The sequence below is a fragment of the Paenibacillus glycinis genome (genome assembly GCF_009909185.1).
Lineage (GTDB): Bacteria > Bacillota > Bacilli > Paenibacillales > Paenibacillaceae > Paenibacillus_Z > Paenibacillus_Z glycinis.
Map to the genome: position 1 here is coordinate 131,214 of NZ_JAAAMV010000027.1, position 25,612 is coordinate 156,825.

Genomic DNA, 25,612 nt, shown 5'->3' on the forward strand with positions numbered 1-25,612 from the left:
TGCGGCAAAAGTCGCCTTGAACAGGATGGCCGAAGAGCGCTTTCTGTTATAGCGACCGAATTCTTCCTTGGTAAACGCAGGCTTCGAATACCTGATATCATTCTTCTATAAAGGTGGGGAAACCAATGATAAAAAGCAAGCAAGCATCGATCGATGCCGGTCAAGGAACCATGAAGGAAGGTCCGGTTACCCTTCTGCTGGGGTTCACGATCGTGCTCGTCATCATGAATACGATGATGTTCAATTTGGCCTTGCCGGACGTCGCCAAGGATTATCAGCTGTCCGGCGCGTCGACGTCCTGGATCGTCACGGGCTATTCGATCGTCTTCGCGATGGCCTCCATTACGTACAGCCGGTTATCCGACTTTATTCCGATCCGCAAGCTGTTCATCATCGGCATCCTGTCGCTGAGCCTGGCGGCGATCGCAGGCCTGTTCACCAACAGCTTCGTCATGCTGATTATCGTCCGCATTCTTCAAGCATCCGGAGCAGGCTCTATCGCGGCATTGTCGTTGAACCTGATTTCCCGTTACATTCCGATCGAGCGGCGCGGCAAAGCGATGGCCCTCACGATGTCTTCCATCTCGCTCGGCCTCGGTCTCGGACCGGTCGTCGGCGGCGCGATCGTCGAATATATGGGCTGGCATTATCTATTCGGGGTTACGGGATTGACCCTGCTGCTTATACCGCTGTACGTCGTGCTTATTCCGAAGGAAAAGCCGCGCAGCGGCAACTTCGACGCCTTGGGCGCGTTGTTCATCGGCGCGGGAACGACCGGATTGCTGCTCTTCCTGACGAATCATTCCTGGATCTCGTTGATTGGCGGTCTGCTGGGGCTCGTGCTGTTCAGCTTCCGCATCCGTTCGGCCAAGGATCCCTTCGTGCTTCCGGTGCTGTTCCGCAATCGTTCGTTTCTCATCCTGAGCGCGGTCGGCATCGCCGGTTATCTCAGCAGCTTTGCGACGCTGTTCCTGATGCCGCAGATTCTCGTCAAACAATACGGGCTCAGCGCGATCGAAGCGGGCTTCGTGATCTTTCCGGGCTCTTTCTTGGCCATATTCGTATCCAGACGCGCGGGTAAAATCATCGACTTGCGCGGAAACAGCACCATCATCCGTTTTGTCCCGATAGCGCTGCTCTTGTCGGTCTTGTTGTTCGCCTTATTCCAAGGAAGCTCGTACATCGCGATCTTGCTGATCTATATTCTGATGAGCATCAGCTTCACGATCATATCGAGCAGCGTGTCGAATGAAATCTCGCGGATCCTGATCCCCGCGCAGATCGGCTCCGGTCTCGGCCTGTTCCAGCTCCTGCAATTTTTCAGCGGGGCGTTCGCCGTGGCCATGTCCGCAAGCGCGTTGACCTGGCAGAAGAATCTGCCGATCAAGGAAGCCTACAGCAACATCTACTGGGGATTGGCGGTTATAGTTATTTTGGCCATCGGATGCGCGTTTATGTATCTCCGCTCCCATGTCAGAAGGCAAAAGGCGCTGGCATCCTCATAACGGAACGGAAAGATAAATAAAACCTTCCGTTTCGGATCGCATGAATAGGGAACATACTTGCAAGAACGCGAACGAACGCCCGGGTTTCCGGGCGTTCGTTCGCGTTCGCGGGGATGCTTCGGCGCGGTCGGCGTTTAGGTGCTTGACATGCAATCATACGGTTACCTATAATTCGACCATGGACAATGTATTCAAGGCGCTGGCCGATACCAGCCGCAGACTATTGCTCGATCAGCTCCATCTGAAGAACGGGCAAACGTTAAACGAGCTATGCGGGCATCTCAGCATGTCGCGGCAAGCGGTGACCAAGCATCTGACGATCTTGGAGGAAGCGGATCTGGTCGTCGTCTCCTGGCGCGGGCGCGAGAAGCTGCACTATCTGAATCCCGTGCCCATCGACGAGATCTCCCGCCGGTGGATCCGCAAGTACGAGCAGCATCGGCTGGATGCGATCCACGAGCTCCGAAGAAAGCTGGAGGATGAACCCGGCAGCTGATTCCGTACCTCGTCACCGGCCCAGCCGCAGCCTTCCAATCGCGAACCCGAACCGGCTCGCGCGCACCCGTGTTCGGTAGGAACCGAACGATCGCAACGACAAAACACGCCGAACCGGCGTGTTTTTTGCGTTTGCCCGCTTTAAGCGGCGACGTCGCGCTTCGTGAACAGCAGCCAAGCCACGAATTGAAAGACAACGTAATACGCGGCGAGCATCAGGATGGAGAACGACAGCGTCATGTCCGGCCGAAGCGGCGAAGCCCCCGCCAAGTACTGCGTCAGATCGATATTGGAGAAGAGCAGGTATTTCACCCAACCGTAGCCGCTCAGCAGGGCGGAGAGCGAATTGCCGATCAGCATGAACAGCAGCGAGAAGGCGATCGCCATCGAGGAGCTGCGGAACGCGGCCGAGATCATGAAGGCCATCGTGACGTACATCAGCAGCGAGATCACGGCGAAGCCGTATTTCTGCAGCGCGTCGGCGATCATCGAGCTCTCGCGGATGGCGCCGTTCGCGGCGATCGTCAGCTCGGGACGGGACAAGCCGCCGAAGCCCTCGAGAATGCCGCCCGCGCCGAAGGCGGCCGCGAAGGACAGCAGCAGCAGCAGGAGCGCGAAGCCCATCGTGGCGATATATTTGCTCAGCATGATTTTCGATCGCGAAGCGGGCCCGACGAGCAGCAGCTTGATCGTGCCCCAGGAGAATTCCGCGGCGATCATGTCCGCGGCGATGATGACCGTCAGGATGGTGACGAGAATGGTCAAGGACGCCGAGGTATTCACGTAATTCCACAGCGACAGCTCGTTCGGATCGATGTCATGGTCCAAGTAATACGCGTTGAGCTTGATGCGGTTGCCGATATCCGTTTTCTCGTCCGCGTCGAGCTTTTCGTTGTCTTGGAGTTCTTGCTGCAGCTGGGCGTTCTGCTGCGAGAGGCGTTGCTGCCAATCGGCATGGTCGTCGCTGCCCGCATCCCATTTCATCAAGCCGCTCATCAGGCCGATCGCCAGGACGAGGAAGGCGATCATGAGCCAGGTGCGGGGACGCCGGTAGATTTTCATGTTTTCGTTGCGGATCAATTTTCCGAGACTAGACAACCATCTCACCTCCCGTGATTTCGAGGAATTGCTCTTCCAGCGATTTCTGCACCGCGTGAATGCCGAGCACGTCGATCTCGGCGCTGACGAGCAGCCGCGCGATATGGGGAACGGCGGATTTGTCCGCCGCCAGCTCGAGCTGGCCGATGCCGGAGATGGTCAGCAAGGACGGATCGAACGCGGATGCGAGCAGGCGCTGGGCAGCTGGCAGGTCGCCGGTTTCGATCACGATTTTGGACTGCGCCGAGTCCCGCGTTTCCTGCAAGGAACGGATATCCACGAGCTTGCCGGCTTGGATGATGGCGACGCGGTCGCACATCAGCTCCATCTCGGACAGCAGATGCGAAGAGACGATGACGGAGATGCCCTCCTCCTTCGTCAGCTTGCGCAGATAGTCGCGCAGCTCGCGGATACCCGCGGGATCGAGGCCGTTGGTCGGTTCGTCGAGGATAAGCAGAGACGGGCGATGCAGGATCGCCTGGGCGACGCCGAGCCGTTGGCGCATGCCGAGCGAATAGCGTTTGACTTTCTCGTGGATCCGGTTCTGCAGCCCCAGCAGCGCGACGACCTCGTCGATCCGCGTTTTCGTGACGCCTTCGTGCCGGCGCGCGAAGTGGACCAGGTTCTGGTAGCCGGTGAGGAATTTGTACATTTCCGGATTCTCGACGATCGCCCCGACATGGGTCATCGCGAGCTCGAAGTGATGGCGGACGGAGACGCCCTTGATGAGCGCTTCGCCTCTCGACATCGAGATCAACCCGACGATCATTCGGATCGTCGTCGTTTTGCCCGCGCCGTTCGGTCCGAGGAAGCCGAACACTTCCCCTGCGGGAATATCGAAGGTCAGGTCATCGACGATGTTGCGCCTGCCGACGGTTTTGGTTAAGTTGCGTAGCTGAAGGACCGGGTCTGACATGACGGATAAAACCTCCTGATTTCGTTCTCTCGTTGAACTATACCGGAAGTGCTCCCATGGAAAAACCGTCCTGCGTTGTGGTTCCTTCCCCGGCTTTGGTCGGGGGTCGCGCCGCCGGCGAACCCCGGCGCACGCCAAAAAGTCCGCGAATCGGCTCGCGGACTTTTCGGTATGAATGTTTCTCCCGACGCGCGGCGCGTCATGGCGCTACGCGCCGCGCGTGGCTACTTGATCAGCTCGATGAACTTGGTCGCCGCGCTCGACAGCGGCATGTTGCGCATGATCATGAAGCCCACCTGGGACGGCGGCATGTTGACGTCCAGCTGGATTTCGAAGAGGGAGCCCTCCTCGAGCTCCTTGGAGACGAATTCCCGGGTGACGTACGAGATGCCGAGCCCTTTCCGCGCGAATTCGATCAGCAGGTCGACGCTGCCGACCTCGATTTCCGGCTTGATCTCGTAGCCGTAGCTTTGGAACAATTCCGTGATCGCCATCCGGACCCGGCTGTTGCGCGAGAACAGGATGATGGGGTATTCGAGCAGCAGCTCCATCGACATCACCACGCCCTTCAGCTCGGCATACCGGCTTCCGGCCACGAAGCAATCCTGCAGCTGAATGCCCTTCATCACTTCGAGCTGGTCGTCGACGATCGGCATGCGCACGACGCCGATGTCGATGCGGCCTTCCTTGAGGAACGAGATGGTTTCCGGCGTCGTGCCGTGGTTCAAATGCAGCTTGATGCCGGGATGCTTCGCGTGATAATCCTCCAGAAACGGCAGCAGGTAATGCTTGAACAGCGAGTCGCTGCCGCCGATGCGCAGCTCGCCGCTGGAGAGGTTTTTGAGCGCGGCCATTTTCTCTTCCGCGATCGAGATCAAGATTTGGGACTTTTCGATGTAGGAATAGAGGATCGCGCCTTCCTGGGTCAGCGACACGCCTTTGGAATTCCGGTAAAACAACGTCAGCCCGAAGCTGTCCTCCAGCTGCTTGATCGCATGGCTGACGCTCGGCTGGGTCAAGTACAGCGCCTTGGCGGCCTGCGTCAAGCTCCCGGTCTTCCCGGCCCAATAAAAAACCTTGTACAACTCGAAATTGTTGGTCATAGACGTGGTCTATAGCTCCTGTGAAATATATGTATTACTTGTATAGGTCATATTCGTATTATAGTTGAACCAAGAAAGAGAAGCCAGAGCTGAACAGCCCTGTCGGAAGGAGAAACGAAAATGGAAGCAACCACGTTTATCTTGTTCGGAGCCACGGGAGATTTGGCGAAACGCAAAATCTACCCTGCCTTGTATAATTTGTACCTCGACGGAAAGCTGCCGAAAGCCTTCTCCGTGTTCGGTCTCGGAAGAAGAGAACTGACGGGCGACGCGTTCCGCGCGAACGTAGAGCAATCTCTCCGTAACTTCTCCAGACGCGAAGCGAACGATACCGCGTCCGTTCGGCAATTCTTGGACGCGTTCCGCTACAGCGTGCTGGACATCGGCCGCACCGAAGATTACCTCAAGCTGCTGCGGCTGGTCGAACAACGGGAGCAGGAACTCGGCGCCGCGCCTAACCGGATGTTCTACTTGTCCGTCGGACCGGAATTCTTCGAGACGATCGCGGACAACATCAAGGCCAGCGGGCTCGGTTCCGCGGACGGCTGGAAACGCCTGATGATCGAGAAGCCGTTCGGCCACGATTTGCAATCCGCCCGGGACTTGAACCGGAACTTGAGCAGAGCGTTCGAGGAGGACGAAGTGTTCCGCATCGACCATTACCTCGGCAAGCCGATGGTGCAGAAGCTCGAGATCCTGCAATCGTCCAATCCGGTCCTTCAAACGCTGTGGACCAACCGTCATATCGCCAACGTGCAAATTACGGCGAACGAAACGGTCGGCGTCGAAGAACGGGCGGGTTACTACGATCACGTAGGCGCCGTCAGGGACATGTTCCAGAACCATATGCTGCAGCTGCTCATGATGCTGGCGATCCACCTGCCGAACAATCACAGCACGTCCGACGAGGTTCGCACGAAGAAGAAGAAGGTCATGGAAGCCCTCATGCCGGTGCTGAAAGAGGACGTTGCGCGCAGCATCATCCGCGGTCAGTACGCGGAAGGCGAGATCAACGGCAAACCGGTCGTCGGCTACACGTCGGAGCCGGGCATCGCCGAGAACTCGGCGAACGATACGTTCATCGCGGCCAAGCTGGAGATCGACGACTATTTCTGGCGCGGCGTGCCGTTCTACATTCGGACCGGCAAACGGATGAAGGAAAAATCGACGCGCATCGTCATCGAGTTCAAGGAACCGCTGAATCAGCACGCGTTGACGGAGGAAGAGAGCCGGGTGCCGAACCTGCTGGTGTTCGAGATCAGTCCGAACGAAGGCATCACGCTGCAGCTGAACACGCGGGACCCGCTGCATAAAGGCGAGTTCAAACCGATGCACATCGATTTCCACACGAGTCAGGAAGACGTGCCGGAAGCGTACGAGAATTTGATCCACGATGCCTTGAACGGCGATCCGACGTTCTTCGCGCATTGGGACGAAGTCGAGCTCGCCTGGAAATGGGTGCAGCCGGTCCTGGACGCGTTCCAGGAAAATCTCGTGCCGCTTCGCACGTATGCAGCCGGCTCTTACGGCCCCGTCGAATCCGACGAACTGCTGGAGAGAGACGGTTTCCGTTGGCGCTTCGATTCCAAGCACGAACAACAAGAAAAGAAAGAAGGAACCCATTATGCCTATCACGTCAACCATTGATCAACTCGCGATCGATACGATCCGCACCTTGTCCATCGATGCCATCAACAGCGCCAATTCGGGCCACCCGGGCCTGCCGATGGGAGCCGCGCCGATGGCGTACGCGCTCTGGTCCGGCCAGCTGAACCACAATCCCGGCCACGCCAAATGGTTCAACCGCGACCGCTTCGTCCTCTCCGCGGGCCACGGTTCGGCGCTCTTGTACAGCCTGCTTCACCTCTCGGGCTACCAAGTATCGCTTGACGATCTCAAGCAATTCCGCAAGCTGAACAGCAAGACGCCGGGCCATCCGGAATACGGGCACACGGACGGCGTCGACGCGACGACCGGACCGCTCGGCCAAGGCATCGCGATGGCGGTCGGCATGGCGATGGCGGAAGCGCATCTGGCTTCCAAGTACAATCAAGAAGGGTTCCCGGTCGTCGATCACTTTACTTACGCGCTCGTCGGCGACGGCTGCTTGATGGAAGGGATCTCGTACGAGGCGATGTCGATGGCGGGCCATATGAAGCTCGGCAAACTGGTCGTCCTGTACGATTCCAACGATATCTCCTTGGATGGCGAGCTGAACCTCAGCTTCGGGGAAAATATTCAGAAACGCGCGGAATCGGCGCACTGGCAGTATCTGCGGGTCGAGGACGGCAACGACATCGCCCAGATCGGCCAAGCGATCGCGGCAGCGAAGCAAAACGCCGACCAGCCGACGTTGATCGAGGTTCGGACGATCATCGGCTACGGCAGCAAAGTCGCCGGCTCGAACAAAGCGCACGGCGCTCCGCTCGGCAAAGAAGAAGCGAAGGCGACCAAAGCCGTATACGGCTGGCCGTATGAAGAAGAGTTCACCGTGCCGGCGGAAGTCAGAGCGCATTTCGAGCAATTGAAGCAACGCGGCGCAGCCAAAGAAGAAGAATGGAACGACCTCTTGGTGGCCTATTATGCGAAGCATCCCGCGCTCGGCAAGGAATTGGCGCAGGTCATCGACGGCAAGGTCACCATCGAAGCCAAGGACGTTCTGACCTTCGACCCGGCCAAGACCGTATCGACGCGCATCGCGAGCGGCAACGCCATCAACCATTACGTGAAGCTCGTGCCTTCGATCTTCGGGGGCAGCGCGGATCTGTCGCATTCGACGATGACGGAGATCAACGGCGAGCAGACGTTTGCCGTCGAATCCTACGCGGGCCGCAACGTCTACTTCGGCGTCCGCGAGCATGCGATGGGCGCGGCCGGCAACGGCATGGCCCTGCACGGCGGCGTGAAGCCGTTCGTCAGCACCTTCTTCGTATTCAGCGATTACCTGCGCCCGTCGATTCGTCTCGCCGCGCTGCAGAAGCTGCCGGTCACCTACGTGTTCACCCATGACTCCATCGCGGTCGGCGAAGATGGACCGACGCATGAGCCGGTCGAGCACCTGACGGCGCTGCGCACGATTCCGGGTCTGACGGTCATCCGTCCGACGGACGCCAACGAGACGGCAAGCGCATGGGCATACGCCCTGCAGCAAAACGACGGTCCGGTCGCCCTGGTGCTGAGCCGCCAGAACCTGCCGGTCTACGAAACGACCGCGGGCAACGTCGCCGACGTCGCGAAAGGCGCGTACGTGCTGGCGGAAACGAACGACAAGCCTGATGTCATCCTGATCGCGACGGGCTCCGAAGTGTCGCTCGCAACGGGCGCCAAAGCGGAACTGGAGAAGGAGAACCTGTCCGTGCGCGTGGTTGCCATGCCGAGCAGAGAGCTGTTCAACCGTCAATCCGCGGCTTATCGGGAATCGGTGCTTCCGGCTTCCGTGACGAAGCGTCTCGCGATCGAAGCCGGCATCTCGCTCGGTTGGGAGCGATTCACGGGACCGAGCGGCAACGTCTTGTCGATCGATACGTTCGGCGCTTCGGGACCCGGCGGCGAGGTGCTCGAGCACTTCGGCTTCTCGGTCGACAACGTGGTTCGTTTGGCGAAGGAATTGCTGAACTAAACCGCCTTTCAAGATCGTACAGGCACGGCGGCGCAGGCGGGATGTACCATCGAGGGATGATCGGACTTGCGTTTGCCGGCGGGGGGCCGGGAGCGCGGCGTTCCTCCTGCCTGCCGGGTCTCGTGCGAATCTGAAGCGCGTTTCATATAGCAAGTTGAAAAATAGCAAGTTAAAATTCTACCCAAAAAACGGAGGTAATAAACATGAAATTTTTCATCGATACGGCAAACCTGGCAGACATTAAAAAAGCGTATAAAGTCGGCATCCTGTCCGGCGTCACGACGAACCCGTCCCTGGTGGCCAAAGAAGGCGTGAAATTCGAAGACCGCATCGCCGAAATCCTTCGCGAAGTGCCTGAAGTGGAATCCGTGTCGGCCGAAGTCACGCCGGAAGCGGTAACGGCCGAAGAAATGATCGCGCAAGCGAACGAGCTGATCAAAATCAACGATAACGATAAAAATATCACGATCAAGCTCCCGATGACGCTTGCCGGTCTCGAGGCTTGCCGCTACCTGACCAAGAAAGGCGTCAAAACGAACGTGACCTTGATCTTCACCGTGAACCAAGCGCTCTTGGCCGCTCGTGCCGGCGCAACGTACGTGTCTCCGTTCCTCGGCCGCTTGGACGACATCTCGGAAGACGGCGTTCAATTAGTCACGAAAATCGCCGAATTGTTCCGCACGCATAACCTGGATGCCCAAATCATCGCGGCATCGGTTCGCCACCCCGACCACGTCACGCGCGTGGCGATGGCCGGCGCGCATATCGCCACGATTCCGTTCTCGGTCATCGAGCAAATCTCCAAGCATCCGCTCACGGATCAAGGCATGGAGAAATTCGCCGCCGACTGGAAGAAAACCGCGCTTTAATACCGAGTTAGGCTTTTAGACAGAGAGACAAACGGATAGAAGGAGAGATTCCATATGGCAATCAAATTCGATTATTCCAACGCGTTGTCGTTCCTCGGGCAGCATGAGGTGGATAACCTCGGCGAGTTCGTGGGCGTCGCCCACCGCATGCTTCACGAGAAGCAGGGCCCGGGATCCGATTATCTGGGCTGGGTGAACCTGCCCCTGGCGTACGATCGCGAAGAATTCGCGCGAATCAAGCAGGCGGCGGAGCGCATCCGCTCCAATTCCGAAGCGCTGGTCGTCATCGGCATCGGCGGATCGTACCTGGGCGCCAGATCGGCGATCGAAGCGTTGTCCCATACGTTCCATAACCAAATGAAGGGCAATACCCAAGTGTATTTTGCCGGACAGAACATCAGCTCGACCTATATCTCGCACCTGCTGGAGCTGCTCGAGGGCAAGGACATTTCACTGAACGTCATTTCCAAATCCGGCACGACGACGGAGCCGGCGATCGCCTTCCGCATCCTGCGCGACTACATGGAGAAGAAATACGGCAAGGAAGAAGCGCGCAAACGCATCTTCGCGACGACCGATGCGTCGAAGGGCGCCCTGAAGAAGCTCGCCGACGAAGAAGGCTACGAGACGTTCGTCATTCCGGACGACGTCGGCGGACGTTATTCCGTGCTGACGGCCGTGGGACTTCTGCCGATCGCCGCAGCCGGCCTCGACATCGATCGCATGATGGAAGGCGCGGCAGCCGCCGCGCGCAAATACGACAATCCCGATCTCGCGACCAACGAGAGCTATCAATACGCGGCCGTTCGGAACGCCTTGTACCGCAAAGGCAAATCGATCGAGCTGCTGGCGAACTTCGAGCCGGCGCTGCATTACGTGTCCGAGTGGTGGAAGCAGCTGTTCGGCGAAAGCGAAGGGAAGGACCAGAAGGGGCTGTACCCGGCATCGGTCGATTTCACGACGGACCTGCATTCCATGGGCCAATACGTCCAGGAAGGCCGGCGCGACCTGATCGAGACCGTGCTTGCGGTGAAGAAGGCGCGGGTCGAATGGACGATCGAAGCGGACGCGGGCAATCTCGACGGCTTGAATTTCCTCGCCGGCATGACGATGGACGAAGTGAACAAACAAGCGGCGATCGGCACGCGGCTGGCGCATGTCGACGGCAACGTACCGAACCTGATCGTCGAGCTCGACGAGCTGAACGAATACACGTACGGCGAGATGGTGTACTTCTTCGAGAAAGCCTGCGGCATCAGCGGCCTGCTGCTCGGCGTGAACCCGTTCGACCAACCGGGCGTGGAAGCGTACAAGGTCAACATGTTCGCCCTGCTGGGCAAACCCGGCTTCGAAGCGCAAAAAGCCGAGCTCGAAAAACGTTTATCCGCAACAGGACAGGAATGACAAGGGGGCACTTACGATGAAAAAACAACAAATCGGCGTGGTCGGGTTGGCCGTCATGGGCAAAAACCTGGCTCTGAATATTGAAAGCAAAGGCTTCTCGGTATCGGTGTACAACCGTTCGGCCGAGAAAACGAACGAGCTGCTCGAGGAAGCGAAAGGCAAGGATTTCGTAGGCACGTACAGCGTGGAGGAATTCGTGCATTCGCTCGAGACGCCGCGCAAGATCCTGATCATGGTCAAAGCCGGACAACCGACCGACGATACCATCAACCAGCTCGTGCCTTACTTAAGCCAAGGCGACATCCTGATCGACGGGGGCAACGCCTACTTCCCGGATACGCAGCGCCGCAACAAAGACCTGCAGGCGCAAGGCTTCCGCTTCATCGGAGCGGGCGTCTCCGGCGGCGAAGAGGGCGCGCTCAACGGCCCGTCCATCATGCCTGGCGGCCAGCGCAGCGCGTACGAGCTCGTGGAGCCGATCCTGACGGCCATCGCGGCCAAAGTCAACGGCGAACCGTGCACGACCTACATCGGCGAAGACGGCGCGGGCCACTACGTCAAAATGGTCCACAACGGCATCGAATACGGCGACATGCAGCTGATCGGCGAAGCGTACCATCTCCTGAAGGACGTGCTCGGCCTCAGCACGAGCGAGCTGCACGACATCTTCACGGAATGGAACAACGGCGAGCTGGACAGCTACCTGATCGAGATCACGGCCGATATCTTCGGCAAGACCGATCCGGAGACGGGTAAACCGATGGTCGACGTCATCCTCGACTCGGCCGGACAGAAGGGCACGGGCAAATGGACGAGCCAAAGCGCGCTCGACCTCGGCGTACCGCTGTCGATCATCACGGAATCCGTATTCGCGCGGTTCATCTCCGCGATGAAGGAAGAGCGCGTGGCCGCCAGCAAGCTGCTGCACGGACCGGCGGGATCGAGCTACACAGGCGACCGCGGCGCTTTCATCGAAGCCGTTCGCAAAGCGCTGTTCGCGAGCAAGATCGCGTCGTACGCCCAAGGCTTCGCCCAAATGCGGGCAGCCTCCGAGGCGTATAACTGGAACCTGAACTACGGCGCCATCGCGATGATCTTCCGCGGCGGCTGCATCATCCGCGCGGGCTTCCTGCAAAATATCAAGGACGCGTACGACCGCGATCCGTCGCTGAAGAACCTGTTCCTGGACGACTACTTCAAGAACGTCGTCGAGAGCTACCAAGGCGCATGGCGCGAAGTGATCTCCGTCGCCGTGACCAGCGGGATTCCGGTTCCGGCGTTCTCCTCCGCGCTGGCGTACTACGACAGCTACCGCTCGGAGCGCCTGCCGGCGAACCTGCTGCAAGCGCAGCGCGATTACTTCGGCGCGCACACGTTCCAACGCGTCGACCGCGAAGGCACGTTCCATCACCAATGGATGGAGCAATAATTCAAAAGCATGCTCGACCGTTACGCAGCCGTCTGCTATCGGTTGCATGACGTCATCGAAGCCCGCGGCCACCGGTCGCGGGCTTTTTGATTCCTTCGCCCGTCTACAAGATCGTCGGCGAACATCCGCAGGAACAACGGATGAATTCAGGACGAGGCAGCCGCGCTTTCGGCTTGCCCCGCGGCTTTCTTAAGGCGACGGGGGCGAGAGCGGATTGCCAACGGGCCTTCCGCTGTGGTATGGTGAAGGTATCGAACGAAAGGAGGTGAGGTAGGTGAATCACGATTTGGTCAATTCCCGCATTAGCCAGCTGCCGATTGCCATGGCTGGCATTGTGCATGCATTTTCCGCGAACGGGATCCGTCTGTCCATTTACGACGATACGATTGACCATTCGCGAGAAGACGCCTGCCTCCACCACAACGGATGGCAGATGAACGGGTGATTGCTTTCGCTTCCGGCCGACGCCGGGAGCCGATCATCCGGCATCTGTCCAGAGGGCCGCGGCTTGTTGCCGCGGCTCTTTTTGTGCTTTCGAGCGCGGGTCTTCCGACATTAGAGGAGGATCTTGACCATGATAATCGTGAACATGCAGGATTTGAAAAAATACCACGCGGCCCAGCTCGTGCTGGACGGCGCGACGCTGCAGCTGCTGGAGGGCGAGAAGGTCGGCTTGATCGGCCGCAACGGCAGCGGAAAATCGACGCTGCTTCGGTTGATCGCCGGATATGAACAGCCCGACGAAGGGCTGCTCGCGATCCGAAAGGAGCTGAAGATCGGTTATTTGCCGCAGATACCGGCGGAGTTCGAGGCGCTCGCCGTCTACGACGTGCTGGCTTACGGGTTCCGGGAGTTAATGGCGGTCCGGGCGGAGATGTCGGCGCTCGAGGAACGGATGTCCGGCGCGGAAGCGGTCGGCGACGCCGCCGTTATGGAGCGGCTGCTGGGGAGCTATGCGCTGGCGCAGGAACGGTTCGAGCAGGGCGGCGGCTACGAGCTGGACACGGCCATCGATCAGGTGGCGAGCGGGCTGCAGATCGACCGTTCCTGGGACCGGCGAGCCTTCGCCAGCCTGTCCGGCGGCGAAAAGACGCGCGTCGTGCTGGCATCGCAGCTGGTCGTTCGCCCGGAGCTGCTGCTGCTGGACGAACCGACGAACCATCTCGACCTGCGCGGCATCGAGTGGCTCGAGACGTTCCTGAGGCGGTACGAGGGCGCTTGCGTGATCGTGTCGCATGACCGGTATTTCCTCGATGCCGTCGCCACGAAGATGGTCGAGCTCGAGGACGGCGAAGCGTCCGTCTATCTAGCCGATTACAGTGGCTATACGAAGGAGAAGGAAGAGCGGCTGCTGCAGCAGTTCGCGCAATACCAGGAGCAGCAGAAGGCGATCAAGAAAATGAAGGAAACGATCCGGCAGCTCGAGGAATGGGGACGCATCGGCGGGAACGAGAAGTTCTTCAAGCGGGCGGCCTCGATTCGCAAGGCGCTGGAGCGGATGGAGATCGTCAAGCGTCCGGTCATGGAGCAGCGAACCGCGGAGTTCGCATTATCCCAGCAGGAGCGATCCGGCCGCAGGGTCGTCGCCTTCGAAGGCGTGACGAAGCGGTTCGGGGAACGCGCGATTCTTAACGGAGCCGAGGGCAGCTTGCTATATGGCGAGAAGGTCGTGCTGCTCGGAGACAACGGCTCGGGGAAAACGACGCTGTTCAAGCTGCTGCTCGGCGCGAGCGGGCCGGATGCCGGGACCATCGAGCAAGGCGCGCGCGTGGAGGTCGGTTACTTGGCGCAGCAGGAACCGGCAAGCGATAACAAGCGGACGGTGCTGGACTATTTCCGCACTGAAGGCGGTTTGGAAGAGGGCGAGGCGCGCGGCATTTTGGCGCGATATTTGTTCTACGGCAACGAGGTCTTCAAGCCGCTGTCGACGCTCTCCGGCGGGGAATGGTCGCGGCTGCGGCTGGCGGTGCTCGTCAGGCGCAAGCCCAACCTGCTGCTGCTGGACGAACCGACGAACCATCTCGATATCGCTTCCCGCGAAGCGCTGGAAGAGGCGCTGGAGGAATTCCCGGGAACGGTGCTGGCGATTTCCCACGACCGCTACTTCATCAATCGCCTGGCGAAGCGCGTATGGGAGCTGAGTCACGGACGAATCGCGGCGTACCTGGGCAACTACGACGATTACAAGGAGCAGCGGGACGAACGCTCGGCAAAGCAAGAGGCGTCGCCGAGCGGCGATTCGCCGCGTATCGTCAAGCCGAAGCCGCTCGAGCGGCCGCAGACGGTTCGCGGATCGGCCGCGAGCAGCGGCCATGCGCGTACGAACGAGAAGCGCGCGGAGCGGCTTGAACGCGAGATCGCTGGCCTGGAAGCGGAGCTGGCCCGGACGGACGAACAGCTGCTCCGGCTCGATCCGTCAGCCGATGCGGAGCGGCTTGCGACGGGCTGGAATGAGCGGGAAGCGCAGCAGGCGAAGCTCGACCTGCTGCTGGAGGAATGGATGAGTATCGGGGAATGAGGAGCCTTCCTGGATGAATGTTAAGGTATTTTTAGGAAAAATTAGGATCTATTAGCCAATCCCTTATGCTATAATAGGTTGAATTTGGAAGAAATACCTATTTAGAATGGGAGTGGGGAAGTTGAAAGGGTTGCGTTACAACCATCTGGCGCAGATCGCCGTCTTCGGTACGGCACTGATCATGTCCGGATGCAGCTTGACCGGCGGAGGCGCCGATGCAAGCGACGAGAAGTCGGCGCTGAAGATCTTGTACTATGACGAACGGTCCTTTTATGACCAGTACGGTACGTTGTATTCCGCGCTTCATCCCAATGTCGAGCTTACCGTCGTCTCCAACCAGAACTATACGAACGAACCGGTGAAGGATCCCGACGCGGAGCTGCAGAAATTCATCGACAAGGAAAATCCCGACGTGCTCATCCTGGGCAACGATCAGTTGACGAAGTTCGCCAAGGACGGCAAGCTTCTGGAGCTGGATGCGCTGATCGCGGAGAAGGACTACCATCAGGAGACGCTCATTCCGGGACTCATCGATTACATGAAGCAGCTCGGCGACGGCAAGGTATACGGGTTGTCCCCGAGCTTCTATAGCCAGGCGATATTCTACAACAAGGATTTATTCGCGAAATACGGCATTCCGCTGCCGCAGGACAAGATGAGCTGGGAGCAGCTGCTCCAGCTGGCGAAGCGTTTTCCGACGGACGGCGCCAAGGACAAGCGCGTCTACGGGCTGAACTTGGGCTATAACACCGACGCGTATCAGCTGGGCTCCACGATCGGGGCTTCCCAGAACCTGGCAATGTTCAACGCGGCCAGCGGGCAGGTCACGGTCAATACCCCGTCGTGGAAGAAGGTTTTCCAGACGGCGGTAGACGCGTTGAAATCCGGTTCCTTATACGTCGAGGATCCCAATGGCAACAGCGGATCCTCCACTTACGAAGATTACATGCTTCGCGATCCGTTCCTCGCGGGCAGGCTGGCCATGAAGTTCGAAAGCACGTACATGCTGGAACAGATCAAGGAAGCGCAGAGCAGGCTCAAGGATAAGGTCGTGCAAAACTGGGACCTTGTCACCGTTCCCGTCGACCCGCAGAACCCGGACGGCAGCACGAACATGAACTTCGGGCAAATCTTCGCCATCAATGCGAAGTCGGCGAACGCCGACGCCGCCAAGGAATTCATCCGTTACATCACGGGCGAGGAATTCGCGAGGGTGACGTCCAAGGTCAACTCGGGCGGCTTCTCCGTGCGGACGACGTACTTGAAGGACGACGCCAACCACAACATGCAGGCATTCTATATGCTGAAGCCGGTACAGTCCAACCTGTACAAGGACTACGACAAACTGCCGCCGAACTTCTATATGACATTCACGAACCTGATCCAGCAAGAAATGAAGAGCGCCGCCGACGGGAAAAAGTCGGTCGACGCCGCGCTCGACAAGGCGCAAGCCGAAGGGCAGCTGGCGATGACGCAAGAGTTGGCGAAGGCGAAGAACCAGCCGGACGCGGGAGCATCGCCCTCGGCCGGAGGCGATGCGTCTGCCGACGGCGATGCATCGGCCGCGGGAACCGCGGCAACGAACGCTTCGAAATAGCGACGCCAAATAAGCCAAGTCATTCGTCACGGCGGGCTGCTTTCCGAATCGGAAAGCAGCCGTTTTTTTATCCAGCCAGGATGGGCTATGCGGCTAAGGCCTACCAGGCTAAAACTTGACCGAAGCCGACGGAAAATTTGCCCGCTGTGCGATTGAACTATTTACAAACCGTTAGTCGGTATGTAAAATAAGGTCATACAATAATTTACAGTGAGAAGGAGAGATGATTCATTCATGAATACGCTGCTGCTTCTGCATCTGATAGGCGTCGTGGTTTTCGTCGGCAATATCGTTACGGCGGCTTTCTGGAAGGTCCGCGCGGACATCGGGAAGAATCCGGTCGCGATTCACGCCGCGGTAAAGTCCGTCATGCTTGCCGATTACGCGTTCACGCTTCCCGGCCTCATCCTCATCGTCGTATCCGGAATGTTGATGGCAAAGCAGGCGCAATGGCCGATGCACGGGATGAACTGGCTGACGGTGTCGCTCCTGTTGTTCGCCGTCACGGGACTGATCTGGCTTGCGGTGCTCGTCCCCCTCCAGCGCGCGATGATCCGGCACAGCGCGGCCTCCGTGGAGAGCGGGCGCGTCACCGAGGCCTACAAACGGGCTTCGCTGCAATGGGCGGTATTCGGCATCGCCGCGACGCTGCTGCCGATCGTCATCATGTACCTGATGGTGTCGAAAAGCTTCTGATCCTTTTGCGGATTGCCTCCGGATCGACTATGATAGGCTTGAGATAAAGAGCCCATATCGCAAAGGAGACTATCATGATGAGATCGATCGTCCTGCAAGCGCCCGGCGAGCCCCAGAGCTTATCCCTCGTGGAGCTCCCGTTACCCGAACCCGGGCCGGGAGAAATCAGGGTCCGCATCAAGGCGGCCAGCCTGAATCCGGCGGATTACAAAATGGCCAAGAACGGGCATCCGGATTGGAGCTACCCGTTCATCCCCGGCTTGGACGGAGCCGGCGTCGTGGACAAGGTCGGCGAAGGGGTCGCGCAGTGGAACGAAGGCGACCGCGTCGTCTACCACGGCAGCTTCATTAAGCCGGGCAGCTTCGCGGAGTACGGCGTAGCGAAAGCGAACGCGGCAGCCCGCATCGCGGACGGCCTCTCGTTCGAGGAGGCGGCAGCGTTCCCATGCGCCGGGCTGACGGCATACCAAGCGCTGAACCGAAAGATGAAGCTTGGAGCGGGCAGCTCCATCCTGATCCATGCGGGCGCCGGCGGCGTGGGCGGATATGCCATCCAGCTGGCGAAAGCGTTCGGAGCCGCGCAGGTCATCACCACGGCTTCGCCGGCTAATTTCGAGTATGTGCGGTCGCTCGGCGCCGATGCCGTCATCGATTACGGCACGGAGAACGTCCATGATCGCGTGATGGCCCTGACGGAGGGACGCGGCGTCGATTACGCGCTGAATTCCATCAACCGCCAGTCGGCGCAGGCCGATCTGGCGATGCTGGCTTTCGGCGGGCAGCTGGCTTGCATCGCGGGCGCGCCGGAGACGGTGGCGGATTTCCAGCCTTCGCACAAATCGTTCACCGTGCACAAGCTCATGCTCTCCGGAGCGTATTTGGCTGGCGACGAACGCGCGGAGCGCGATTTGAGCGCGATGGCGGAGGCATTCATGACGCTCATGACGGCGGGGAAGATCCTCCCGACGATCGGCAAACGCATCGCGCTCGAGGACGTGCCGCAGGAGCTGACGCGGCTTTCGCAGCGACATGTTCAAGGGAAAATCGTCGTCGTGTTGTAGAGGCGCCGTCGAACGGAACGGATAAATCGGCCGGAACGGTAATTATCGTCGGGACTTTATCCGATACATAAGGAGAAGGGCCGAATACCGCAACCGGAAGGAGGTAACCAAGCATGGATATTGCCGCGATGTCGATATCGATGGCTCAGGGAAGCTTGGCGCAGGCCGTCGGAATCCGCGTGCTCAAGATGGCAACCGATCAATCCACGGCGCAATCCCAACAATTGATTCAAATGATGCAGCAAAGCGTGCAGCCGAATTTGGGCGGCAATCTCGATCTTCGCGTTTAACCCGGACTGTGCTAGAATGGGAGCAAGGTACGGGAATCAAGGAGGAATCGAACATACTCGCCGCCATATTCGTAGGATTAGTCGCTTTGGAGCATGTTTATATTTTGGTGCTGGAAATGTTTATGTGGACGACCCCGCGCGCCAGGAAAGCCTTCGGCACGACGAGGGAAGAGGCGGAGGCGACCAAGTCGCTCGCCGCGAACCAGGGATTGTACAACGGCTTTCTCGCGGCCGGACTCGTTTGGGGACTGTTTCATCCCAATGACCAGACCGGACAGTCGATCGAATTGTTCTTCCTGATCTGCGTGCTCGTCGCGGCGTTGTTCGGCGGAGCGACGGCGAAGCGTTCGATCTGGCTCGTGCAGGGCCTGCCGGCATTGATCGCGCTCATTTTCGTACTGGTTCAGTAGCGGGCAGCGGATAAAGGCCCGCAGCGAGACCGACGAAGCGCATAAGAAACCCACGATGAAGATCGTGGGTTTTTCGCTTGCGGAGGATCCGCCGGATAATCGCGTACGACTTCCATTCCGGAAGATGCTATCATAGGAAAGCAGGGAATTGTCGAACCCGCTCGAATGGCGGTTCGCGCATGCATGCACACGGGAGGGCAGCAGCCAATGGACGCAAGGCAATGGATGTCGATCCTGCTTTTTCTCGCGGCGGCGCTGATGGCGTTCATCGCGTATCTCGCATACCTGAAGCGCCACTTGCCGGCGGCCAAGACGCTGATTCTGATCATGCTGGCCGCTTCGTTCTATGCGACGGGCTATGCATTCGAGGTCTTGAGCAACAGCCTGGGCGAAGTGAAGCTGTCGCTTCAAATCGAATATGCGGGCATTCCGTTCGTATCGGCGCTTTGGCTGTACCAAATCATTCAATTCACGGGGACGGCGGCCGCTTACCGCAAGCGTCTCGCGCTGGCGCTGTTCGTCGTTCCCGCGTCGGTCTTCCTCGTCCAATTGACCAACGATTGGCATCATCTCATGTACGAACGGTTTATGCCGACGACGGACGATTCGATCGTGAAGTACGTGACGGTCAAGGGACTCTGGTACAAGGTGCATACGGTATACAGCTATATCGTCATGACCGCCGGTCTGTCGCTGTGCGTCCGGATGTATTGGCGGGCGCTGCCGATCGTGCGGAAACAAATCGCCGTTCTGTTGCTCGGCGCGATCGCGCCGATGCTGTTCAATCTATGCCTGTGGTTCGGAATCGACGTCGACTTGACGCCCTTCGGCTTCGCCGTGTCGGGCATCGCGTACATATGGGGAATATTCAAATTCAATCTGCTGCGCCTGATGCCGCTGGCGCAAGCGCAGGTGTTCGACACGATCGGCGACGGCGTCGTCCTGCTCGATTACGAGGATCAGATCGTCAGCTACAACCGCGCGGCGGAGGAGGTGCTGCCCGCGCTGTCGCTGACGAAGCGCTATCCCGCATCCGTCGGCCTGGTGCTGTCCGGCAGTCCGGAGCTGCTCGAGCGGATCGGAAGCGCGGCCGCCGAGGACGAACGCTTTCCGTATCAGGCGCTCCTGGGCGGCCGGAACAGGCATTATGCCTGCCGGCTCTCGTATATTTACGACGCCAGCAAGCTTCCGATCGGCAAAATGCTGATGTTCAACGATATTACGGAATTGAAGGAGAACGAGGACCGCCTTCGCGAGAACGCGCGGCAATTGTCGGAACTGAACGCGTTCAAGGACAAGCTGTTCACCGTCATGGCGCATGACATTCGCGATCCGATCGCGCTGCTGGTCAGCTTGACGGAGCTGCTCGGCGACGAGCTGGCGGACGGGGACGCCGAACATGCCAAATTGTTCCGGGAGCTCAGGGGCCAGGTGCAGAGCACGTTCCTGCTCGTCGATAATTTGCTGGATTGGTACCGGAGTCAGAAAGGCAAGATCGCCTTCCGCCCGGCGGGCTGGAATGTGCAGCAGGTCGTCCGGCAGGCGCTGACGCTGGCGGGATCGAAGGCGGACATGAAGCAGATCCGGATGACGGAACGGGTCGACAGGGAGCTGACGATCAGTGCCGATAAGGAAATGCTGGACCTGATCCTGCGCAACCTGCTCTCGAACGCGATCAAGTATACCGGGGTCGGCGGATCGATCGAGGTCAGTGCCGCGCTGGACGGCGATTGGGTCGTCGTGCGCGTCACCGACGACGGCGCGGGCATCGACGAAGCGACGGCGGAGCTGCTGCGGCGCGAGGAGCCGTTCTTCAAACTGCCGGCTCTGGGCGGCGACGACGCTGGCGATGCCCGCTTCGGTCTGGTGCTGACCCGCGAATTCGTCCGCATCCATGGGGGCAAGCTTTGGTTCGAGAGCGCGACGGGCGAAGGGACGAGCTTTTTCTTCACGCTGCCCGGCTCGGCCAGCGGACGGCGCGCATGCGAGGACGAAGGGGAGGCGGCCGGCGCGCCGCAGCGGCAACGAACGTCGGAGTCGGCATGAAGCGCCGGACGTGGAAACCAACGCCAGGACGGATACGATAACCAAATCGAAAACGAAAAAGGAACTTCCGTGGCCGACGAACGCCGCGCGGCGATGAGGCTGCGCGGCGTCTTGCTGCCTGCTCCGTCACCAACTCGCGGATCAGCCGGCCTAGTCCTTAGCGGAGACAAAAAGGCCGCCGAGATGATCTCGGCGGCCTTTGGTTCGCGGTTAACGCTTATTTTTGCGTGAATTTATCAAGCGCCGTGACGGCGTTGCTCACTTGATCCGATGCCGCGGCTTGGGTCAGCTCGGTTTTCGGATCGAATTTGCCGTCGGCGTTCAGCTTGACGATGCCGAGGTTCAGCGCGGTCTGAACGGAACCGGAGTACAGCACGTTCAGCTGGTCCTCGTCCTTGATCTCGACCGGAGCGACCTTGATCATCGGCAGCTTGCCGCTCGATTGCAGGCTTTTCACGAGCACATGCGTGAATTCTTCGCGGGTAACCTTGTGGTCCGGCGCGATATCGAAGCTTTTCAGGTCGACCGTGATGCCGAATTGCTTGGCGATCAGCGCGGCGGCTTGTTCGCCGGTGACGATCGCGTTCTCGTCGACCGGTGCGGCGTGATCCTTCAGGTAAGCCGCAGCTTTATCGATGGCGGCTGAGGCTTCCGCGCGGGTGATGTCCGCGGTCGGATTGAAGCTGCCGTCTTCGTTCAATTGCGCGATGCCGTATTTCAGGGCGCGCTGGATCGAACCGGAGTAGACGACGTTGATTTGGTCTTGGTCCTTGATCTCGACGACCACCGGGTTGATCAGCGGCAGCTTGCCGGCCGTCTCGGTCGCGTGAACGAGCAGGTCGGTGAACGCTTCGCGCGTCAGCGGCGCGTCCGGAGCGATCGCGGCATCCAGTTCGGGCGTGACGCCGAGCGCGGCAGCGATCAGATCGACGCCTTGCTTGGCCGGCAAGACGCCGGTTGCTGCCTCGGACGGATGAGCTTTCAAGTATTCCAAGGCATTATAGATTTCTTCCGCCGCGCTCGAACGGGTGATGGCGGTTTTCGGGCTCAAGGTGCCGTCGGCGTTCAGCTTGATGACGCCGTAGTTGATCGCGCGTTGGATGGCGCCGGAATAGTCCACGGTGATTTGGTCTTCGTCCTTGATGTCGACGACGACCGGTTTGATCATCGGCAGCTTGCCGGTGACTTCGATCGCGTGAATGAGCTGGTACGTGAATTCCTCGCGGGTCAATTGCTTGTTCGGATCCAGGTCGGCCGGCAGGTCGAGCCCGTTGACGGACGCGATGATGAGCGCCTCGGAATACCAAGCGTCGTCTTTCGCGTTTTTGAAATAATCGCTGGCTTTCGGTTCCTTGAAGAAGCGGACCAGATCCAGGTTCAGGTCAAGCGCCTTTACGATCAATTGCACGCCTTGGGCGGCCGTCATCGTGGCGTTGGGGGCGAACAGCTCGGACGTCATGCCTTTTACCAGGCCTCTTTCCTGCAGGGAGATGATTTTATCTTTTGCCGTATCGTTACCGAGATCCGAGAAGCCGGATGCCGCGAAGGCTTGGCCGACAAACGTTAGCGACAGAGCGGCAGTGGCGGTAAGAGTAAGCATTTTGAATGATTTTTTCAATTTCGTTCACCTCGAGGATGTATTTTGGTCTTTTCAAATATGGAAGACGAGCCTATCCGTGGAAAGGTTGCAGCCCATTTCGAAAAATGTCGAATAAGTTTTCAGAGCGGTACTGGCTGGCAGGTTCGGCGCCTGCATGACGAACATGCGGCAAGGCTGCCGTATTCATGGCATACTGGATGTATCGCAAACCAGCAGCGTCGTCGCAAGAAAGGAGACTGCCGCCATGATCGTTTCCGTTTTGCTTCGGTATTTGGCTGGCGTATCGGGCGCCAATGCCATCCCTCATTCCGTGCAGGGCATCACGAGGAAGCCGATGGGACAGGTTCATGCTTCGCTCGGCGCGTTCGGGAGGAGCACATAGATGAAGCTTCAGTACCATCCTTTGCAGCCGCCCGTCCTGCTGACGAATCGTTCGGACGCCGATTACCGCTACCGGGAATTCGAGCCGGGAGAGCCGCTGCGGCCGTACGTGGCTTGCTATTGGACCGTCGAGACGCGCACGTCCTCTCCGCCGGGTAAGCATCGCGTGATTCCGGACGGCTGCGTCGACATTATTATCGACCTGAACGCATCGTCCGCAAACGCGTTCGCGGTAGGAATCATGACCGGCTGCGAAACCCCTTCGCTTGCGGAGGACCGTTCCTTGCTCGGCATCCGGTTCTTTGCGGAGGGCGCGCGGCGCTTTATCCGTTGCCCGGTATCCGAACTGGGCGGGCGGCATGTCCCGCTTGAAGCGCTGTGGGGAAGCGAGGCCGCCTCTTTCCTGGACGAGGCGAGAGAACCAGGAGCGACGGCATGCATGCGAGTCAAGGCAGGCTGTCCGTCCGGGAGCTGGCGGAGGAGCTCGGCTACAGCGAGCGCAACGTCAGAAGGCTCTTCATGAAGGAGCTTGGCGTCGGACCGAAGAAGCTGCTGGACATCGTGCGGTTCCAGTACGTGCTGCAGCGGCTGCATCAAGGGCCGGCCATCCCCTTAACGGATCTTGCCCTGGCGTACGGCTATAGCGACCAGCCGCATTTCTCGGCGGATTTCAAACGCTTCTATGGACTGTCGCCGAAGCAGGCGTTTCAACCCGATTGATTGGCCGTTAATTACAAGCCGAAAGGATCGCGATCTGCGATGATGGTCTTGTACGGACATAACGAAGCTAGGGAGGCTGGTATTATGATGAAACCTCGCATAACCGTGCTTACGCTCGGGGTGGACGATTTGGACAAGTCGCTGGCGTTCTATCGCGACGGGCTTGGACTGCCGACGGAAGGGATTATCGGCACCGAATTCGAGCACGGGGCCGTCGCGTTCTTCGACCTGCAGGCGGGAATGAAGCTGGCGATCTGGAAACGCGCCGATCTCTCCCACGAGGCGAAGGTCCCTCTGTCGCCGCGAAGCTCGACCGAGATGACGATCGGCCATAACGTGGGCAGCAAAGCGGAGGTGGACCGGATCATGGCGCTGGCCGAGAAAGCCGGGGCGGTGATCGCGGATCGCGCGCACGACGCGTTCTGGGGCGGGTATTCCGGCCACTTCATGGACCCAGACGGCCATCTGTGGGAGATCGTCTGGAACCCGGCGTGGGAGCTGGACGAAGAACAGGAGTAGCGGAGTCGAAGTTAACCCGCAGCGAATGCGAGAAGGCCGCCCGGCGTTGGACAACGCTCGGGCGGCCTTCTTTACGGTCCTTTTGGCGATCATTCTTGGCATCCTTCTTGCGATCAGCCATCCGGCGATCCCCCGTTTGGAGGACGGCGGTTCGTTCTCGCGATAGGGGCGTAAGACGGCGCAATGCCTCGTTTACGCGGTGATTTCCGCGAAGCGAACGCAAACCGGCTTCGACGCGGAGAACTCGCTTCCCGTCGGCAGCAGCTTCCCGGTAACGGCATCGCGGCTGAAGGTGACGACATTGTTGCCGTCGCGGTTGGCCACGAGCACGAACCGGCCGTCCGGCGACACCGCGAAGTTGCGCGGATGGCCGCCGAGCGTAGGCGCGTATTCCACCGGCTCGACCAGGCCGCTTTCCGGGTCGACGGCATAGACCGCGAGGCTGTCATGCCCGCGGTTGGAGCCGTACAGGAATTTGCCGTCCGGCGACAGGTGAATGTCCGCGGTGGCATTGTCGCCTTCGAACGAGTCCGGCAGCGTGGAGATCGTCTGCGCGACGCTCAGGCGCCCTTGTTCCGCGTCGTACGCGTATACGGTAATCGTGCTGTTCAACTCGTTGATGCCGTAGCCCACGGACAGCTTCGGATGGAACGCGAAGTGGCGCGGTCCCGAGCCCGGGGCGATGCTCGTCTCGCTTTGAAGCGTCAATTTGGCGTTCGCCGGATCCAGCTTGTACACGAACACCTTGTCGAGGCCGAGGTCGGACACGACGGCATAGCGGTTGTCGCGGTCGACGATCGCCGAATGGGCGCGCGCTTGCGTTTGGGCCGGATGCACGCTCGATCCCTCGTGCCGGTGAATGTCGGCGGCCGGTCCGATGCGTCCGTCTTCCAGGATCGGGGAGAGGCCGACCATGCCGCCATGGTAGCTCGCGGTCAGCGCGAACCTGCGGGTATGGTCGAGCGAGATGTGGCAGGTCGTCGCCGGCAGCGTGATTTCCTCGTTCAGCCGCTCCAGTTTCCCGGAAGCGGGGGCGAACCGGTACGCGGCAGCGCCGCCGCAGCGCCGGCCTTCGGCATCCTTGCTTTCCATGATGGCATAGAGCGTGCGCGCCGTCTCGTCCGGGACGAGAAACGTCGGGTTCTGCAAGCCGTCCGCTTGGTCCAGCAGCTTCAAGACGCCCGTCCGTTCGTCGAACGCGCAGGCATATAATCCAGGTCCGTCCGCATCCGCGTAAGAACCGATAAAAGCAAAGGTTTGCGTTGTCGCCATTGTCATCGTACCTCCAATTCGCATTGTCTTCCTAAGGTTGCATTTTACCATTAATCGGCCGAAA

The 25,612-nt window shown here is 59.4% G+C and carries 24 protein-coding genes; 19 read left to right on the forward strand and 5 right to left on the reverse strand.

Annotation, left to right across the window (positions count from 1 at the left end):
* The first annotated feature begins 125 nt into the window (after positions 1 to 125).
* Both GT019_RS26545 and GT019_RS26550 read left to right on the forward strand, forming a co-directional pair.
* Positions 126 to 1,505, forward strand: a complete 1,380-nt coding sequence (locus tag GT019_RS26545; protein ID WP_161746467.1) for an MFS transporter — start codon at positions 126 to 128, stop codon at positions 1,503 to 1,505.
* A gap of 142 nt (positions 1,506 to 1,647) precedes the next feature.
* On the forward strand, positions 1,648 to 2,001 hold the full coding sequence (locus GT019_RS26550) for an ArsR/SmtB family transcription factor (protein WP_235949426.1): 354 nt from the start codon (positions 1,648 to 1,650) through the stop codon (positions 1,999 to 2,001).
* Positions 2,002 to 2,141: 140 nt separating this feature from the next.
* On the opposite strand, the gene GT019_RS26555 is transcribed toward GT019_RS26550, so the two are convergent.
* The 3 genes from GT019_RS26555 to GT019_RS26565 form a co-directional block, all read right to left on the reverse strand.
* On the reverse strand, positions 2,142 to 3,098 hold the full coding sequence (locus GT019_RS26555; RefSeq protein ID WP_161746468.1) for an ABC transporter permease: 957 nt from the start codon (positions 3,096 to 3,098) through the stop codon (positions 2,142 to 2,144).
* Positions 3,091 to 4,014 (reverse strand): ABC transporter ATP-binding protein, encoded by a 924-nt coding sequence (locus tag GT019_RS26560; protein ID WP_161746469.1) that lies wholly within the window; start codon positions 4,012 to 4,014, stop codon positions 3,091 to 3,093. The genes GT019_RS26555 and GT019_RS26560 overlap by 8 nt, the downstream gene beginning before the upstream one ends.
* 224 nt (positions 4,015 to 4,238) lie before the next feature.
* On the reverse strand, positions 4,239 to 5,117 hold the full coding sequence (locus GT019_RS26565; protein ID WP_161746470.1) for a LysR family transcriptional regulator: 879 nt from the start codon (positions 5,115 to 5,117) through the stop codon (positions 4,239 to 4,241).
* Between the two features lie 120 nt (positions 5,118 to 5,237).
* Here GT019_RS26565 and zwf point away from each other — a divergent pair, with 120 nt between their 5' ends.
* The 13 genes from zwf to GT019_RS26625 all read left to right on the forward strand — a co-directional run bounded on the left by zwf (position 5,238) and on the right by GT019_RS26625 (position 21,056).
* Positions 5,238 to 6,764, forward strand: a complete 1,527-nt coding sequence (gene zwf / locus GT019_RS26570; protein ID WP_161746471.1) for a glucose-6-phosphate dehydrogenase — start codon at positions 5,238 to 5,240, stop codon at positions 6,762 to 6,764.
* Complete coding sequence (gene tkt / locus GT019_RS26575) at positions 6,748 to 8,736, forward strand: transketolase (RefSeq protein ID WP_161746507.1); 1,989 nt, start codon at positions 6,748 to 6,750, stop codon at positions 8,734 to 8,736. Before zwf ends, tkt begins: the two co-directional genes overlap by 17 nt.
* A 203-nt stretch (positions 8,737 to 8,939) precedes the next feature.
* Entirely contained in the window at positions 8,940 to 9,605 is a 666-nt protein-coding gene (fsa, locus tag GT019_RS26580) for a fructose-6-phosphate aldolase (RefSeq protein ID WP_161746472.1), read from the forward strand.
* Positions 9,606 to 9,659: 54 nt separating this feature from the next.
* Positions 9,660 to 11,009, forward strand: coding sequence for a glucose-6-phosphate isomerase (locus tag GT019_RS26585; RefSeq protein ID WP_161746473.1), 1,350 nt, complete (start codon positions 9,660 to 9,662; stop codon positions 11,007 to 11,009).
* A 16-nt stretch (positions 11,010 to 11,025) separates the two neighbouring features.
* A complete protein-coding gene (gndA, locus tag GT019_RS26590; RefSeq protein ID WP_161746474.1) occupies positions 11,026 to 12,438 on the forward strand; it encodes an NADP-dependent phosphogluconate dehydrogenase in 1,413 nt (470 codons plus the stop codon).
* A gap of 274 nt (positions 12,439 to 12,712) precedes the next feature.
* On the forward strand, positions 12,713 to 12,883 hold the full coding sequence (locus GT019_RS31650; protein WP_201755614.1) for an RAxF-45 family protein: 171 nt from the start codon (positions 12,713 to 12,715) through the stop codon (positions 12,881 to 12,883).
* A 129-nt stretch (positions 12,884 to 13,012) separates the two neighbouring features.
* Entirely contained in the window at positions 13,013 to 14,956 is a 1,944-nt protein-coding gene (abc-f, locus tag GT019_RS26595) for a ribosomal protection-like ABC-F family protein (RefSeq protein WP_161746475.1), read from the forward strand.
* Positions 14,957 to 15,077: 121 nt separating this feature from the next.
* Positions 15,078 to 16,553 (forward strand): ABC transporter substrate-binding protein, encoded by a 1,476-nt coding sequence (locus tag GT019_RS26600; RefSeq protein ID WP_161746476.1) that lies wholly within the window; start codon positions 15,078 to 15,080, stop codon positions 16,551 to 16,553.
* A gap of 234 nt (positions 16,554 to 16,787) precedes the next feature.
* The gene (locus GT019_RS26605) at positions 16,788 to 17,249 is read left to right on the forward strand and encodes a DUF2269 family protein (protein ID WP_161746477.1); all 462 of its coding nucleotides are present in this window, start codon (positions 16,788 to 16,790) and stop codon (positions 17,247 to 17,249) included.
* A 74-nt stretch (positions 17,250 to 17,323) separates the two neighbouring features.
* Positions 17,324 to 18,310, forward strand: a complete 987-nt coding sequence (locus tag GT019_RS26610) for a zinc-binding dehydrogenase (RefSeq protein ID WP_161746478.1) — start codon at positions 17,324 to 17,326, stop codon at positions 18,308 to 18,310.
* Between the two features lie 113 nt (positions 18,311 to 18,423).
* Positions 18,424 to 18,600, forward strand: a complete 177-nt coding sequence (locus GT019_RS26615; RefSeq protein WP_161746479.1) for a YjfB family protein — start codon at positions 18,424 to 18,426, stop codon at positions 18,598 to 18,600.
* A gap of 53 nt (positions 18,601 to 18,653) precedes the next feature.
* Positions 18,654 to 19,010 (forward strand): DUF1304 domain-containing protein, encoded by a 357-nt coding sequence (locus tag GT019_RS26620; RefSeq protein WP_161746508.1) that lies wholly within the window; start codon positions 18,654 to 18,656, stop codon positions 19,008 to 19,010.
* 207 nt (positions 19,011 to 19,217) lie between these two features.
* Entirely contained in the window at positions 19,218 to 21,056 is a 1,839-nt protein-coding gene (locus tag GT019_RS26625; protein WP_161746480.1) for a sensor histidine kinase, read from the forward strand.
* Between the two features lie 217 nt (positions 21,057 to 21,273).
* Here GT019_RS26625 and GT019_RS26630 read toward each other — a convergent pair whose 3' ends face one another.
* A complete protein-coding gene (locus tag GT019_RS26630; RefSeq protein ID WP_161746481.1) occupies positions 21,274 to 22,674 on the reverse strand; it encodes an S-layer homology domain-containing protein in 1,401 nt (466 codons plus the stop codon).
* Positions 22,675 to 22,900: 226 nt separating this feature from the next.
* On the opposite strand from GT019_RS26630, the gene GT019_RS26635 reads away from it, so the two are divergent.
* The 4 genes from GT019_RS26635 (at position 22,901) to GT019_RS26650 (ending at position 24,276) form a co-directional block, all read left to right on the forward strand.
* Complete coding sequence (locus tag GT019_RS26635) at positions 22,901 to 23,038, forward strand: hypothetical protein (RefSeq protein ID WP_161746482.1); 138 nt, start codon at positions 22,901 to 22,903, stop codon at positions 23,036 to 23,038.
* Positions 23,039 to 23,560 carry a DUF6597 domain-containing transcriptional factor gene (locus GT019_RS26640; RefSeq protein WP_161746483.1) on the forward strand — a complete coding sequence of 174 codons (522 nt, stop codon included), beginning with the start codon at positions 23,039 to 23,041 and terminating at the stop codon, positions 23,558 to 23,560.
* Positions 23,473 to 23,757, forward strand: a complete 285-nt coding sequence (locus GT019_RS26645; RefSeq protein ID WP_161746484.1) for a helix-turn-helix transcriptional regulator — start codon at positions 23,473 to 23,475, stop codon at positions 23,755 to 23,757. Before GT019_RS26640 ends, GT019_RS26645 begins: the two co-directional genes overlap by 88 nt.
* An 87-nt stretch (positions 23,758 to 23,844) precedes the next feature.
* The gene (locus GT019_RS26650) at positions 23,845 to 24,276 is read left to right on the forward strand and encodes a VOC family protein (RefSeq protein ID WP_161746509.1); all 432 of its coding nucleotides are present in this window, start codon (positions 23,845 to 23,847) and stop codon (positions 24,274 to 24,276) included.
* A gap of 192 nt (positions 24,277 to 24,468) precedes the next feature.
* Here the strand turns inward: GT019_RS26650 and GT019_RS26655 are convergent, their stop codons facing one another.
* The gene (locus tag GT019_RS26655) at positions 24,469 to 25,548 is read right to left on the reverse strand and encodes a lactonase family protein (protein ID WP_235949436.1); all 1,080 of its coding nucleotides are present in this window, start codon (positions 25,546 to 25,548) and stop codon (positions 24,469 to 24,471) included.
* Between the last annotated feature and the right edge of the window lie 64 nt (positions 25,549 to 25,612).